Annotated in this window: 10 protein-coding genes and 2 pseudogenes; 6 read left to right on the forward strand and 6 right to left on the reverse strand. The window is 44.5% G+C overall.

All coding sequences use genetic code 11. The features are described 5' to 3' along the window. Positions 1-155: 155 nt before the first annotated feature. Positions 156-4,142: a pullulanase-type alpha-1,6-glucosidase gene (gene pulA, locus QTO06_RS22865; RefSeq protein ID WP_331409956.1), complete on the reverse strand. Its 3,987-nt coding sequence runs from the start codon at positions 4,140-4,142 to the stop codon at positions 156-158. Positions 4,143-4,658: 516 nt separating this feature from the next. Between pulA and QTO06_RS22870 the strand changes: the two genes are divergently transcribed. The 6 genes from QTO06_RS22870 (at position 4,659) to pdxY (ending at position 12,092) form a co-directional block, all read left to right on the forward strand. Continuing rightward, complete coding sequence (locus QTO06_RS22870) at positions 4,659-5,864, forward strand: tetratricopeptide repeat protein (RefSeq protein WP_331409957.1); 1,206 nt, start codon at positions 4,659-4,661, stop codon at positions 5,862-5,864. Positions 5,865-6,337: 473 nt separating this feature from the next. Next, the gene (locus QTO06_RS22875) at positions 6,338-6,784 is read left to right on the forward strand and encodes a helix-turn-helix domain-containing protein (protein ID WP_009706527.1); all 447 of its coding nucleotides are present in this window, start codon (positions 6,338-6,340) and stop codon (positions 6,782-6,784) included. 445 nt (positions 6,785-7,229) lie between these two features. Further along, positions 7,230-9,410, forward strand: a complete 2,181-nt coding sequence (gene speF / locus QTO06_RS22880; protein WP_005429232.1) for an ornithine decarboxylase SpeF — start codon at positions 7,230-7,232, stop codon at positions 9,408-9,410. A 65-nt stretch (positions 9,411-9,475) separates the two neighbouring features. Continuing rightward, the gene (gene potE, locus QTO06_RS22885) at positions 9,476-10,786 is read left to right on the forward strand and encodes a putrescine-ornithine antiporter (RefSeq protein WP_005437812.1); all 1,311 of its coding nucleotides are present in this window, start codon (positions 9,476-9,478) and stop codon (positions 10,784-10,786) included. A 146-nt stretch (positions 10,787-10,932) separates the two neighbouring features. After that, complete coding sequence (locus tag QTO06_RS22890; protein WP_005447373.1) at positions 10,933-11,115, forward strand: AbrB/MazE/SpoVT family DNA-binding domain-containing protein; 183 nt, start codon at positions 10,933-10,935, stop codon at positions 11,113-11,115. Positions 11,116-11,222: 107 nt separating this feature from the next. Then, positions 11,223-12,092, forward strand: coding sequence for a pyridoxal kinase PdxY (gene pdxY, locus QTO06_RS22895; RefSeq protein WP_331409959.1), 870 nt, complete (start codon positions 11,223-11,225; stop codon positions 12,090-12,092). Between the two features lie 83 nt (positions 12,093-12,175). Here pdxY and QTO06_RS22900 read toward each other — a convergent pair whose 3' ends face one another. From QTO06_RS22900 to QTO06_RS22920, 5 genes and pseudogenes are all read right to left on the reverse strand, one after another. Then, complete coding sequence (locus QTO06_RS22900) at positions 12,176-12,670, reverse strand: type IV pilin (protein WP_331409960.1); 495 nt, start codon at positions 12,668-12,670, stop codon at positions 12,176-12,178. Between the two features lie 261 nt (positions 12,671-12,931). After that, positions 12,932-13,543: a hypothetical protein gene (locus QTO06_RS22905; RefSeq protein ID WP_331409961.1), complete on the reverse strand. Its 612-nt coding sequence runs from the start codon at positions 13,541-13,543 to the stop codon at positions 12,932-12,934. Between the two features lie 114 nt (positions 13,544-13,657). Next, positions 13,658-14,299, reverse strand: a complete 642-nt coding sequence (locus QTO06_RS22910; RefSeq protein ID WP_331409962.1) for a lysophospholipid acyltransferase family protein — start codon at positions 14,297-14,299, stop codon at positions 13,658-13,660. A gap of 10 nt (positions 14,300-14,309) precedes the next feature. After that, positions 14,310-15,092, reverse strand: a pseudogene (locus tag QTO06_RS22915) (phosphatidate cytidylyltransferase); the annotation flags it as partial. Positions 15,093-15,246: 154 nt separating this feature from the next. Then, positions 15,247-15,449: pseudogene (locus tag QTO06_RS22920) on the reverse strand (hypothetical protein); the annotation flags it as partial.

The raw sequence follows: 15,449 nt of genomic DNA on the forward strand, positions 1-15,449 counted from the left end.
TTGGCTATACCATATAGTAGTTTGACCACCTCATTGGGTTGAGGTGGTTTTTTTTTGTTCTTTTGGCAGACAAAGGAACGCTTTAGTCTCGTTCAGAACGAAAAAAAGGGGAGGTTTACCCTCCCCAAACTAGCACGTAATTGTGCCTACTGTTTTTAGTTCTGAGTCACCGTCACGATTGGCGCGGCTTTATCCGCTGCGTTGAAGTGGAAGTTGTAGTTTCCATCTTCTGGTAGTGTGATGCTGATGTTGCCACTTGAGCCACCCGCTTCCATAGTCAGTGGTGTGCCAAATTCAATCGCGCCTTGACCACCAAAGTTGGTTGCATCTGCCCAGTCAGAGCTCGCTACTTTCATATCGAATGTGCCCGCTTTTAGATCGATGTCTAAAGAGTAAACATCATTCGCAACGTAGCTGAATTTTGCTGTCTCTAGTGCCGCCCAGCTTGCATCGGTTACATCACCACGTAGGTAAAGTGCTGTTTCGCCGAACGTTGGTGCATCCGCTGATTTAGTCACAGATACAACAGGCTTTTCTACGCTTTCATCTTGAGCGTGTAGTGCGTTCAGAGTGAAGTTGTACTTACCTGTTTCAGCAACTGACAACTTACAGTTACCTTCTGAGCCTAAATCTAGTGAACCAGACGCTTGCTCTGCCGCATCACAACCAATGTTTGGATTTGCCCAGCCAGAGTCCGCAAATTTGAACTCGTGCTCACCAGCTTCAAGAACGCCAGTTACAGAGTACATGCCGTTGCCGACGAAGCTCATTGCCCAGTCACTGTTGTCAGACCAATCGTTCATTGTGCCTTTAACGTAAACGACTGTTTCACCGTAAGGAGGAATGCTCGATACGTCTTTGTTGTCAGTGTTTACTGGTAGACCTGCACCTTGAGCGCCGTTTTGTGGTTGAACAAATACCGCTGTTGTTAGTGCTGGAACCGTAAAGGTTTCGCCTGAGAAGCTTGCGCCTTTCACACGGCTATCTGCAGAGTCTTTTTGAACTTCATGCAGTTCGAAGCCAGTTGCACCTTCAACTTTGAACGATTTCGTTTCTGATGTTGAGTTCACTACAGCCACGATTGCATCGTAGTTCGCGTCGAGATCTTTACCTGCTGATACACCGTCATCAATAGACATTACGATCAAGCCTTCTACTTGGTCTTTGCCTACGTTGCGGAAATCAACGCGGTTCATGACTTCTTGAGCAGTATCTAAACGGAACAGTTCGCTTGAGCTACGAATAGTCAGTAGTTCTAGGAATTGTTGCTTAGTTAGCTCGATATCGTCAGTGTTTGGCATCGCAGTGCTGTCAGCAACGATAGTTTTGATCAGCTCCCAGTTTGCGCCGTCTTTGTCTTCACGAGGTAGACCGACGTTCCAGTTGTTGTCGCTACCGTCGAAGTAAACGCGGTTGAACCAGTCACCTGAATCGTAAGAGTCACGCTGCATTGATTTCGAACGCAGTAGCTCAGAACCCATGTGGATGAACGGGATACCTTGACCAAGCATTACCGTAGATAGAGACACGGTTTGCATACGTGCGCGGTCAGCAGATGAAGTGCCAGTCGCGATCTTGTACGCGTTGTTGTCCCATAGCGTTTGGTTATCGTGCTTAGATACGTAAGAGATGTTCTCAGAAGGGATCTTAGTGTAACCCGCTGGTGCACCGTTGTAGTCTACGTTCTTACCAAGTTTAGTTTCACCTTCGAAGTCTAGAAGAACGAATTCTGCTAGGTTACCTGCCATACCCAGACGTACTAAGTCTTGGTTGTGTAGACGACCGTTTACCGCTTCTGCATCTGTCTTCGTTTCTTCGTTCGGGTAACCTGCGTTACCAAAACCTTGGTTAAAGCGAAGTGGGTGCTTACCTTCAGAGTCCACACCGCCATCGAATGGGCTACCACCACGAACCGCGTCACGTAGGCGGTCAGAGAAGGTACCGATGCCAGTGCCAGCCATGTTGATTTGTGTAGCTTGGTCGAAGCGAGCGTTGTTTGCTACTTCACCGAAGTCCCAACCTTCACCGTAGAATAGTGTGTTTTCATCGACTTCTTTAACGCGCTTCAGAGCGTATTCCATCAAGTCTTTTGGTTGGTGTGCCATCAAGTCAAAACGGAAGCCGTCAACTTTGTAGTCGTCCGCCCACACAAGCAATGAGTCAACCATCAGTTTACCCATCATCAAGTTCTCAGTTGCTGTGTTGTCACAACAAGTTGAGTTCTCAACGCCACCCGTGTTCACATTCAGACGGTGGTAGTATCCTGGGACGATCTTATCTAGGACAGATTTTTCGTTTACGCCCGATGCGTTAGTGTGGTTGTACACCACGTCCATCACCAGCTTCAGATCCATTTTGTGTGTCGCTTGAACCATTTCACGGAATTCAAGGATACGTTTAGAACCGTTTGGATCGGTCGCGTAGCTGCCTTCTGGCACAGTGTAGTGGAATGGGTCGTAACCCCAGTTGAAGCTGTCTAGCATGCGTAGATCGTTCATCAGTGCTTGTGCAGCACCCGTTGCTGGATCGTAGCTGTTTAGTACATCTTCAATGATTTTAGCGTCGTCTTCTGTTTCACAGATTGAAGCCGCTGGTTTGATGCCACATAGCTTGCCTACGGTATCGGTGATATCAACGCGGTTTTCTGCGTTTTCGTCAACCGTTGCAATATCGAACGCTGGCAGAATGTGAAGCGTGGTTAGACCTGCGTCTTTCAGTGCTTGAAGGTGAGTAACCGACTCACGCTCAGGCTCTGTCAGTGCAAGGTACTTACCGTTTAGAGATTGTGTGCCTTTAGTATCACTAAAGCTGAAGTCACGAAGATGTGATTCGTAAAGAACGTGGTCTTCATCTTTTGCAACCGTTGGGCGGTCGTAGTTATCCCACTCTGCTGGTTTCAACGCAGCGCTGTCTAGATCGACAACTTGTGAGTACATTGAATTTTGCGACAAGCTTAGCGAGTAAGGGTCAGTCACTAGGCGAGTTTCAACAACACCAGTCGTCGGGTGGTAAACCTTCACTTGGTAACGGTAGAATTTGTTCAGTACGTTGCCTTGTGCTTCCGATTCCCAGATACCTGTTTCTGGGTTCTCAGTCATTGCAACTGTTGCTTCTTCCGCAAAGTTCGCATCGTAGATGATTAGGTCAACGTCTTGCGCTGTTGGTGCCCAAAGTTTGAATGTTGCCGCGCTACCTTCAACAATTGCGCCCAACTCTTCACTGATTGCATTACCTGCATCTTCATCTGCAAATACGGCATCAAGCACGCCAGGTTTTTGTACTTCAGTAGCAGAAGTAACATCGCCATCGGCATTGTAAGCGACCATTACGATTTGTGATTTCAAAATCGTACGTAGTGTCTCGGCATTCACGTCGATACCCGCAGCTTGCAGACTCGCAAGGTGACGGAAACGCTCTTTTAGTTCGTCAGACAAGTCGCCAGCTTTTGTCAGCTCAACCGCTGTACCGCCAGTGATTTGCTTGTCTTCATCCATCTTGATGTCATTGGTCAAGCTGTAGTAAAGCTTCATTGAGTCAGCGCTTCCTGCTGCTTCCCAAGCGATGGTTTCAGCGTCTAACCAATGGGCTTTTTGGCCATCGATGTCTACTGGACGTTCTTCGATTGGCTCGTAGTAAAGCTCGCTGCTGCCGTGGAAGCCGAATAGACCTTGTGATTCTCCTAGCTTGGTCAGTTCCACTTTAGAGTTTGCGCTGCCGAAGGCTTTTTCGTCGCCTTTGTGCAGAATGAAGTTCATACAGTTGTGTGGGTCAGACGCATCTGGATCAACTTTAAGCACGTAGTACGCACCGTAAGTGTCGCTGATGCCATCGAATGGAAGTGGTGATGCCCAGTCTGTACCACCGTCAGCAATACCCATTGCTTCTAGGTCAGTACTGGTACAGCCTTCACCATTCCAAAGGTGCAGACCCCAACCTTCGTAGTCGCTTGCTGTTGAAGCTGATGCTACGTCACGTTTGTAATAGATGACAACTTCGTTCTCTCCCGCAGGGTGTAGGCCAGAGCCCGGGTTCGTTGTGTCATCGCTAGAGCTATCACTGCCACAACCGCTGATAACCGCTACGGAAATCAAAGGCAGAACGGTTTTGGCGATCGCTGATAATTTAAATGTTTTATTGTCCACGTTTACAAATCCATTGTTATTGAATTGATAATAGATTGGCAAAATGCCGAAAAGGAAATGTTCAACTAGATGCTAATACACTGAACTATCAGCAAAATGTGAGAGCAGGCCGTTAAGTTTTTTACAAGTGAAAATTTTCTATCACAGTAGATTTTGTTCACAAATTAAATAATAAATCGGTCGCATAGTGAGATATCGAGCACAGCCTAATGATGTAAATTTTTATAGGAGGAGAAAGGGGGGATGATAGGGGATGAGAATGTCTAAGCCCCAAAACTGTGACTTATTTCTATAAAAATAAGGGGGATATTTATCGGCTAAAAATAAGTTTGGTTGATATTGAATAAAAAGACGTCATTCATGACATGTAAACTTCAGATTTTACTTACACGGTCGTTATATAATGGAGACGGTATGCGCTTCATTGCGTGAGCGTATTGACACCCAAATTCGAATTTACAAGATTTTCCTATCGAAGGGGAAATCCTTATGGGCCCGATTTAAAAGAGGCGGTTTATGAGTAGTATGGGCATTGCTATTGCAGCAACTGGCCTTTCACTCATCCTGATATTTGTTTGGATGATCTCGTTGTCGATGCGAAAGCAACGTCTCGAGGCAGAGAGGAAAGCGCGCGAGGCGGCGTATCGCAAGGCGATGCAAAAAGCGCGAGAGCAAGAACGTAAAGAACGTGCGTTTAAGGCGGAAACGGGTCATGTGCCGACCATTCTTTATTTAGCAAAAGAAGCGGAACGAGAAAACATCAAGCAAGCTCTGTATTGGTACGACAAAGCCGCCAAACTGGATAACGTTACCGGCATGTACGGTGTCGTTCGTTTGGCAGAGCGCATGCGTGAAGACGTGATCTTAAGAGAGCAAGCCAACTTTTGGCGCACGGCGATTGCGGGCTTAGAAGGGGATGTTGAGGCGAAGTTTGCCACTGGTAAAGCGCTCGTATTTGGGCGTGGCACAGAGAAAAACATTCCTAAAGGTCACCAATTAATCGAAGAAGCTGCTGATGAAGGCTGCATTCCAGCCATGCTGTATATGGGTGAGTGGCAGTTATCACCAGAAAATACATCAGGTCAGCGAGCTGACGCCTTATTTTGGTTTATGAAAGCCGCAGAACAAGACAGTGCGGATGGCAAAATCCAAGTTGGCCTTTGTTACCTCAATGGCATTGGTACTGAGAAGAGCATGGTAAAAGGCTGCTACTGGTTAGAACGAGCAGCAGAATGTGGCAGTGCAGAGGCCATGTATCATGCCGGTGAAGCTTGGAAAGACACCGGAAAAACAGGTAACGCGATTGCTTACGTTTGGTTGTTCTTGTCTGCGAACATGGGTTATGAGCCTGCGAGAGTTGTACGTGATGAGGTTGCCAGCAACATCGGTGTAGATGTGGTGGTTGGCTTACAATCAATTGCTAAGCCGCTACAAAGAAAGTTAGCGTCTGGTGTTGTGAAGAAGCATTCCATCATTCGTGCATTGAACAAGGTCTACAAACGTGAAGCTTACTTCCCTGGTGAAGAGGAGCTAAACGAGCTGCTCAGTGAGGAACATCATGATGAAGCAAGCCTTCTCGGTGACACACCAGAGTTGAACTTTGAAACGGAGATACCTGTTCAACAAGAGTTTGCTCCTCCACCAAAACAACCTTCCAAAGAAGTGCTCGATTTTACGCAAAACTTTTTACAGCCACAGAATCTCAACAAGCCTCATTCGTGAGGCTTTTTTATCACTCAAATTCTTCTTTATTCTATCGCTTGCATAATTGTTGAGTGATCTTCATGCAAAGCTTCAACAGAATTTTACCTGCCACCAATCTATTCTTATATAAATCGATAAATAGAGGGAAATCCCCCCTTGCTGCAAATACATGAATTAAGCTCCAATCCGTTATTATTGATTAGCTCGTACTATAGCTATGAAAATAATTTGTTAGCTTAAATAATGTTTTTCTAATGACACTCATTACTTTAACTAATATTTGGTATTAAGTTTTATATTACTAAATCTTAATTTCTATTTTTGGTTTTAATTAGTGTCTGTTGATCTTTAACTAAATTAAGCGCAATATACCAAAAAATATAAATAGCGCACACTCTGCGTATAAATACAGTAAGAAGCAACCTGTTATTATCCTTTTCAACATAAAGGGGCAACGTCATGCTCTTTTTATGTCCATTAGAGATTTGTGTATGTTGAGAATCATTAGTGCAGATAAGTTCATCTCTTCAAGGTTTATCTTGGAATACAGCAAAGTGGAATTTGCATCTTTGTTGGGTGTTTCCGTTGCTAAGATAACCAATATAGAGAACGGCAAAACATCGATTCCCCCGGTGTACGATTACGCCATCAATCACTTGCTCAGTGAGCACCCGTTTAAAGACAGTGCGATGGATGCCTTGTGTTCCCATGAAACGCTTAACTTTGCTCGCCGTGTCGATGTCAACAGTAAAGTGCAACGCTTGTCGTGTAAGCGCTGTGACAGCCGAAGGTTACATGTCATGGCTGGCATGAGTGGCCTGTACTTTGTCGAATGTATGGACTGCAAGCACACCATGTATTCGTCAGGTAATGCGGTGAAACGGTATCAATTGTGGTCGAATAACGGCGTTAAACTCGATAGCCATTTGTTTGATTAGACTTGATCTCTACGTTTATCGTAGAAAGCACCAAAGAAAAAACAATAACGTGAAAAGCCATCAGCAGAAATGTTGATGGCTTTTTGTTTATGGTTTATAAATTGTTAAATATAAGCGTATTTATTGTGTTTATTATTGCTAATAAATCAATCTAGTTAAATATAGAGTGATGAAAATCGCAAAATTTTATTTTCTTTTGATTCCTTTTTTAATAATAACTGGTGAGGTCACATAATTCTTCACCTGAATTCAATTTAAACCAAAATTCAATATCATTGGCTTATCGAAAGGAAAGTGATAAAGATCGCGAAATTTTATTTCGAGAAAATAAGAGTTTTAATTATGAACTAATAATCACGAAATTTGTTTTTTGAATTTTAAATATTAATTTCACTTGTAATATCTGTGCTTGTCGTCTTTACAGAACAAATAAGAGATATTTCAAATGAAACGTTTAATTATCGGTGTTAGTAATTACATGCCAGAAGACTTCAGTTTATTATCTGAATCTTTGGATGAGCAATTTAACCGAACTTTAAAACCACTAGAGCACGTCGAATTAACTGACGTTGGCGCTGCAATTATTACTTCTGCAGATATTAAGGCTGGTCTACACAAAATTATTTCTGAAACGGGTTATGGCATTCCGGTTTTCTTGGTCACAGATGAAAACCCAGTTTCAGCAGAAGATTACGTATGGTTAACCGGCGTTATCGATTTGGAAAGACAGTCAATCGAATACTACGGTCGCCAAATCAATGAGGCTGTCACCAAATACGAATGTCGCCTACTTCCACCTTTCTTCAAACAATTGACTCACTACGTGGAAATGGGCAACTCTGCATTCGACTGTCCAGGACACCAAGGCGGTCAGTTCTTCAAAAAACACCCAGCGGGTAAACAGTTCTACGATTTCTTCGGTGAAAACCTATTCCGTAGTGACTTGTGTAACGCGGACGTTGATTTAGGTGACTTGCTGATCCACGAAGGTTCTGCTCACCAAGCTCAGGCGCACGCAGCAAAAGTGTTCAACTCAGACAAAACCTACTTCGTCCTCAACGGTACTTCGGCTTCAAACAAAGTGGTTTGTAACGCGTTAGTGACCGAGGGCGACTTGGTGATGTTTGACCGTAACAACCACAAATCAAACCACCACGGCGCATTGATCCAAGCGGGCGGTATGCCAGTTTACCTAGAAACGGCACGTAACCCTTGGGGCTTTATCGGTGGTATGGATGAGCACTGTTTTGATGAAGAATACATCCGTGCTCAAATCGCGAAAGTGTCACCAGAGCGTGCTCGTGATGAACGTCCTTTCCGTCTTGCGATCATCCAATTAGGTACTTACGACGGTACCATCTACAACGCACGTTACGTGATGGACAAGATTGGTCATCTCTGTGACTACATCCTATTTGACTCAGCATGGGTAGGCTACGAGCAGTTCATTCCTATGATGAAAGACTGTTCTCCACTGCTACTGGATCTGAAACCAGAAGATGCGGGTGTGATCGTGACTCAGTCTGTTCACAAGCAACAAGCTGGCTTCTCTCAAACCTCGCAAATCCACAAGAAAGACCACCACATCAAAGGTCAGGCTCGTTACTGTAACCATAAACGCTTCAACAACGCGTTTATGATGCACGCGTCCACTTCGCCATTCTACGCGCTGTTCTCAGCATTGGATGTGAACGCGAAGATCCACGATGGTGAAGCGGGTCTGCGCTTATGGCGTGATGCGGTTAAGACGGGTATCGAAGCACGCAAAGAAATCCTGAAAAGTTGTGAGCTGATTCGTCCGTTCATTCCTGACCAAGTTGATGGTCAACCATGGGGCAGTTACGACACCGATCTTATCGCAACCAATAAGAAGTTCTTCATGTTCGAGCCAGACGCAAGCTGGCATAAATTTGAAGGCTACGGTGAAGGTCAGTACTTCGTTGACCCATGTAAATTGCTACTCACTACAGCAGGTATTGCTGAAGATGGTAGCTATGCAGACTTTGGTATTCCTGCAACGTTATTGGCTAACTTCCTACGTGAGAACGGCATCATCCCTGAGAAGTGTGACTTGAACTCTATCTTGTTCTTGCTAACTCCAGCAGAGGACATGGGTAAGATCCGTCATCTTGTGGCGCAGATTAACCGCTTCGAAAAATTCATTCGTGATGATGCACCGCTAAACATCGTGCTTCCTCGTGTTTACGAAGCGAACAAAGAGCGCTACCGCGGCTACACCATCCGTCAGCTATGTCAGGAAATGCATGACATGTACAAAGAGCTGAACGTGAAACAGCTACAAAAAGCGATGTTCCGTAGCGAATACTTCCCAACTATGGTGCACAAACCAGATGTGGCAACACGCAAATACTTCCGCGGTGAGTGTGATTACTTACCTCTGAAAGAAGCGGTAGGTCGTGTCGCAGCAGAAGGTGCGCTTCCTTACCCTCCAGGCATTATCTGTGTGATCACGGGCGAAATCTGGACTCAACAAGTGGTCGATTACTTCTTATCTCTAGAAGAAGGCATCAACCGATTCCCAGGCTTCGCACCAGAGATTCAAGGTGTGTACCTAGAAGACGTCAATGGCCGCACCACCGCCCATTGCTACGCCCTTAAAGATTAATCTACCCCGTTCGCATCGTGACTTGGTTGTCGCGGTGCGAACCGTTTATTCGTGGAGAATAATTTATGAGTACTGAAACCAAAAAAATGTCGGTGGTGCAGCTGACCATTCTGACATTCATTAACATGGCTGGCTCGGGCATCATCATGCTGCCAAGTAAGCTGGCACAAGTGGGCACGATTTCGATTCTATCTTGGCTGATTACTGCGGCGGGTTCATTGGCTCTTGCCTATGTATTCGCAAAATGTGGTCGCTTTAGCAAACGTGACGGTGGTATGAACGGTTATGCGTCGTACGCGTTTGGTAAATCGGGTGCGTTTATGGCGGGTTGGACCTATGGCTTGTCTTTGTTGATCGCCAACATTGCGATTGCGATCACCTGTGTCGGTTATGGCTCGGCTTTCTTCGAAGTGACCTTGTCGCCAGTCGAGACCTGTCTGTACACCATCGCTATCCTTTGGATTTGTACCTTCGCTAACTTTGGTGGTGCGAAGATCACTGGTCAAATCGGCTCGTTTACGGTCTGGGGCGTTATCCTTCCTGTGTGTTCTTTGGGCATTGTTGGTTGGTTCTACTTTAGCCCAACCATGTACGTAGAAGCGTGGAACCCACACCACCTACCATTTGGTGAAGCGGTAAGTGCGTCGATCGCGATGACACTTTGGGCATTCCTAGGTCTTGAATCGGCTTGTGCGAACTCAGAAGCAGTAGAAAACCCAGAGAAGAACGTACCAATCGCAGTATTGGGCGGTACGCTGATTGCGGCAGTGGTTTACATTGTTTCAACCAACATCTGTTCTGGTATCGTAGCGAACTCTGAACTTGCTGCCTCTACCGCGCCATTCTCAACAGTATGGACAGTGATGCTAGGTTCTACGGCTGGTAAAGTGGTTGCGGGCATGGCGGTTCTTGCTTGTGCAGGTTCACTACTGGGGTGGCAGTTCACTATCGCGTCCGTATTCAAATCATCTTCAGATGCAGGCTTCTTCCCAAAACTGTTCTCACAAGTTGATAAACGCGGCACACCAATCAAAGGTATGGTGGCCATCACGGTTATCCAATCGGTGTTGTCTTTGATGACCATCTCGCCAACATTGAACGAGCAATTTGAAGCGTTGGTTAACCTAGCCGTAGTGACGAACGTTATTCCTTACATTCTATGTATGGGCGCAATCTTCATCATGCAGCAAGTGGCGCACGTGCCTGAGCGCGAGATGAAGACAACGAATATCATTGCGCTAGTCGGTTCTTTATACAGCTTCTACGCATTGTACGGTTCTGGCTACGAAGCCATGATGTGGGGTTCAATCGTTACCTTCCTAGGTTGGAGTGCGTACGGTCTGATTGCTTCTAAGCATGAACCTCTCGTGAACTAAGTTTTTTCAATCGAGCCTTCCCATACGCGGTGTGGAGGGCTCTTTTGCTTTTATCCATAACCTTTTGATTTGAAACACTAGGTAAGTTGAGGACACAACACCACTCATAACGTGAAAACTCATTTTCGACAATTGGGGGACGAAAGATGATTAGCCAACCTGTTAAAATCGGTGACGATACCGTCGTAGTCATTCCAAGCGTGATCCTGACTGAGCTCGGGATAAGGGAAGGGGACACCCTCGAAATTGCGCTCAATAAAGACAAAATGGAAATTAAGAAAATGGTACTGAAAACCAGCTCTCCAATCGATTCGAGCGAAGAAGGCTAGAATTGAGTTAGAGAATCTTGGTTTGTCGGATACACTACTGGTTTCGCAAATCTGGCGCTCGCCGCTGTCTTTGAACTATTGATAACAACAAGAAGAGGTCTGGTACTATGCAAGGTATCCTCTCTATACAATCTCATGTTTCTTTTGGTCACGCTGGTAACAGCAGTGCTGTTTTCCCAATGCAACGCATGGGCTTTGAAGTGTGGCCTATTCACACGGTTCAATTCTCTAACCACACCCAGTACCAAGAAGGTTGGACGGGGCGTGCGTTCTCGGCTGATGACATCAGCGAACTGGTTCGTGGTCTTGGCAACATTGGTGCGCTAGAAAAGTGCCAAGCGGTTCTGACTGGCTATCAAGGCAGTGCTGAGCAATGTCTGGCAGTTGAAGAAACCGTCTCCAAAGTAAAACAAGCAAACCCAGACGCACTTTATGTGTGTGACCCAGTGATGGGCGCGCCAGACAAAGGCTGTATTGTGGCGCCGGGTATTGCAGAAAACTTGTTGAATCGTCTAATGCCAATGGCGGATGTGATCGTGCCTAACCAGTTCGAGCTAAGCCAATTTGCGGAGATGGAAATTCACACGTTGGATGACGCGATTAACGCTTGTCAGCGTGCGCTAGCAAAAGGCCCTAAAGTAGTGTTGGTGAAGCACCTTTACTGCTTGTCAGATGACAGCTTTAATATGCTACTTGCGACGTCAGAAGGCACTTACCTAGCGAAGCGTCCTCATTTTGAATTTGCTAAAGCACCCGTAGGCGCTGGCGATTTGATTTCGGCAATTTTCACCGCTGGTCTATTGAAAGGTTGGACGCCAAAACAAGCGTTCCAACACTGTCACGATGCTTGCTACGGCGTACTTAACGCGACTTACCAAGCGGGCGAATGGGAACTGCAAACCATTGCAGCACAACAAGAGTTCGTTGAGCCTAGCGCGCACTTCCCATTGGAAGAAGTGACACTCAGCCAAGCGTAAACTCAGGTTGAAAATAGCAGAAAGGGAGCACAACGCTCCCTTTTTGATTTCTATAGCTTGTTCTATACAACGTTAAGCCTGCTTTAACAGCGAGAGGTATCAACCTTAAAGCTGTGTCCATCAGCGCCTTTTCCATCCATTCGGTAGTAAGCGTAGCATCTGCTAGCCATGAGCGCTTGTGGTGATTCGTCATTGCCATACCCAACCATGGAGTATTGATTGTTCTCGATGAAGACTAAATCTGTCTGTTTCATCTCATCGGTGATGGTTAGGTTATCGAAGAAGCTGACCTGCTCACCACACTCACTTTGGGTTTCTGGGTAGCCATTGTAAAACTCTTGATACCCTGCGGCGGTTAAGACGCATTGGTCGGCCCCTTGGTCTTGCTTAAAGGCTTTCGCATTCTGATTGAGAATAGAAACGTGATACTGCATGTCGGCGAAGATCACTTGGATGGCGGCTGTGCGGGCATCAGAAGTACGTTGGTTGGAGTGATAAACAGCATACGCGGTTATGCCTCCGAGTACGACAGCCGTTATCAGCCACTCTTTTGACGAGAATCCAGACAACAATCTCATTGGTTTTTACCCTAAATACAACTCAACCATGCGTATAACATGGCGGGATTCTACGCATGGTTTGAGGGAGTTTTAAGGGCAAACTGCGTGTTTCAGAAAAAACTGACACAAACTTGAAGAACGATCAAGTTATAAAGAGAGGAGCACATTGCTCCTCTTGCATTTTTGATTGATTTGGGTTCTGTGTCGTTGTAGTGCGGAGCTTTAACTTTTTACGAATTACTACAAGTTACGCTAATAATATGATTTACAGGGATTCTTCTAGAACATTTTTAACCTAAGATCCCAGCCATTTTCAGTCACAACCTTAACAAGTTCTTTATGCAGCTGACTGTTGGAAAATTTGACTAAATTCAACTCACTATCCAGAAGATAGATTTGCGAAGAGACATAGCCAGAGTTTCCACTCACTTCAAATGAAAAACCATCTGCCCCAACGACTGATTTACTGGAAACAAGATGATCTTTAAATTGAACTAAGTGCTTGCTTTCGTCTAACCAGAGCTTCATGTAGTAAGTTTCTTTTATCTTTTTAGCTTGGAAGGCAGAAATGAAATCTGCATCCATATAAGGTGATGTTAATACTAGAACATCAGCATGCTGTTCGACGGTAAAGTGGCAGTCTTTGACTTTGATTTGAGTGATCTTGTCTACAAGCTCACCTTCATTAATTGCATTACCATGTAAGGCTTTAAATACAAAGACTTTACGAGAAATGAAAAAAAAGAAAGGAAAGAAGCCAACAGCACTTACTACAGCAATGCCAATTAGGGTGGACTCTGATAACCAATCTTTCCCGATATTAACGAGTAAAAATGGTATTAGAAAATAGCCAATGAGAAGGACGAAGCCGATAAAGAATTTTTTAGCCATGCAAATTTTCCTTAGAGTGTTTGAATCAAACTTACTTGTAGTTTCAATTGTTGTTAATAGTGAAAGCTTGATTTCTCTATTTTCATTCACATTCCGTAGTAAGGATAATGAAGGCTATTCGAAATTTGTGACAATACATTCTTGCGCTAAATCGGTGTATTGCTGCTCCATACAAATCAGAAAATCATCTGCGCTTGAAAAATGTTTGATAGGTTCTCCCAATACGACATCACAATTAAAAGGGACAAACATGGCGGTCCCTTTTGGTAAAGAGCGGCCCAAGCCGCGCATGACGACTGGAAGGACACTACAATCTTGATGGTCTTTAATTAAATGGTATATGCCTTTTTTGAGGCCACTCATTACTTCAGGCTCGCCTCGACTTCCTTCAGGAAAAATGAGCAAAATGTCACCTTCATTCAATGCATTATGACACTCTTCAAAAATAGCAGCACGTTGAGACTGACTTGGTGAACGCTGAATAGGAATAATGCCAAGGATATTAAGTGAAAGCCAAGTCGTAAGTTTGTTCCTTAAAAAATAATCAGCCGCAGCAACTGGGCGAACCTTGTGCACCATATCGATGGGAAATAGAGCGAGTAAAACTAAAGTGTCTAAATGACTGTTGTGGTTAGCTGCGACAACTATAGGTCCGCTAGCTGGGAGGTTTTTTCGGTTAATGATATTGAGCCCAAGGCCGATGAAAACCAGAGGCTTAACCAATAAAAGTACGAACAAAAATTTAAATATTCTCACCTTACCTCCTTTAGTAATGTAGATAATAGATGTAGTGGAAGAACAGTGGTGCAGTGAACATTAGGCTATCGATCCTATCCAATATCCCTCCGTGTCCGGGAATAAATAAACTTGTGTCTTTGATTTTTAGATCTCGTTTTACCGATGAAATGACCAAATCACCAATAAAGCCACTAAATGCAATGATGATTCCGGCGATGAGCCCCTGACTTGCAGTTAATGGAGTGAGGTAAGGAGCCATAAAATAGCTAACAACAATAGTCGTTAATGCACCTCCTAGAAAACCTTGCCAAGTTTTATTGGGACTAACTTTAGGGACTATTTTATGTTTACCGAAGGCTTTGCCCCAGACGTATTGGCATACATCGTTAAATTGAGTCGACACCAACAAAAATAGCAACATTCCCATTGAGCCTGCTGATGGATTTTTACTTGGTAAAACTAGCAAGTAAGCCATGTGGCTGACACAAAAAACCGTCAGCATTAATGCCCAATGTATGATGCCTGCCGAACGTATAAATCCTTTTGTATCACCGATGATGACAGCGACCATTGGCAGATAAAGAAACATGTATACAGGGATAAAGATAATATACATGCCGTACCATTCTATGGATAACCAATAGTATTGGAACGGTATGGAAAGATACGCCCAAAAAATCACCCTACGGTCGGTTAGACGAGTTGGTACTATCGACAAAAACTCCTTGAATGCCATGAAGCTCAAAAAAGCAACAAAAACCAAGGTGTAAGAAGTTGGCAGCGCTAAGGTGATAAATACAATGCCAACCAATCGGCTTAAATTGGGAAGCAAAGGACTCTCGCCATTGACTGAGCCTTTGTGGGTATTGGTATCTAATTAAGAAACCTTGATTGTTTGACCTTTTCATTTTCAACTTACGTACTTTAGGCCAGCAGTTTTGCTGGCTTTGGTTTAGATAAGGCGTTTAATTCACAACCTTAAGGTTTTCATACAGGTCTGGTAATACGTGTTCATGTTCGAGAAGTTTTTCTAAGCGCTCTTCAAATGGTTCTGGTCTTTTATCGATGAAAAAGTACGTTTTCGATTCTGGTCGATGAAAGCTCTTGCCGGTTATTACCGCACTCTTTCCGTTGTCCATAAAGTTAAACACTTGAGCGAAGAAATAAT

It is taken from the genome of Vibrio sp. M260121 (assembly GCF_036533715.1).
Classification (GTDB): domain Bacteria; phylum Pseudomonadota; class Gammaproteobacteria; order Enterobacterales; family Vibrionaceae; genus Vibrio.

Excerpts from the sequence above, each read along its gene's own strand:
- QTO06_RS22870 (WP_331409957.1), top strand. The coding sequence starts at position 4,659 with ATGAGTAGTATGGGCATTGCTATTGCAGCAACTGGCCTTTCACTCATC.
- QTO06_RS22875 (WP_009706527.1), top strand. The coding sequence starts at position 6,338 with ATGTTGAGAATCATTAGTGCAGATAAGTTCATCTCTTCAAGGTTTATC.
- speF (WP_005429232.1), top strand. The coding sequence starts at position 7,230 with ATGAAACGTTTAATTATCGGTGTTAGTAATTACATGCCAGAAGACTTC.
- potE (WP_005437812.1), top strand. The coding sequence starts at position 9,476 with ATGAGTACTGAAACCAAAAAAATGTCGGTGGTGCAGCTGACCATTCTG.
- QTO06_RS22890 (WP_005447373.1), top strand. The coding sequence starts at position 10,933 with ATGATTAGCCAACCTGTTAAAATCGGTGACGATACCGTCGTAGTCATT.
- pdxY (WP_331409959.1), top strand. The coding sequence starts at position 11,223 with ATGCAAGGTATCCTCTCTATACAATCTCATGTTTCTTTTGGTCACGCT.
- QTO06_RS22900 (WP_331409960.1), bottom strand. The coding sequence starts at position 12,670 with ATGAGATTGTTGTCTGGATTCTCGTCAAAAGAGTGGCTGATAACGGCT.
- QTO06_RS22905 (WP_331409961.1), bottom strand. The coding sequence starts at position 13,543 with ATGGCTAAAAAATTCTTTATCGGCTTCGTCCTTCTCATTGGCTATTTT.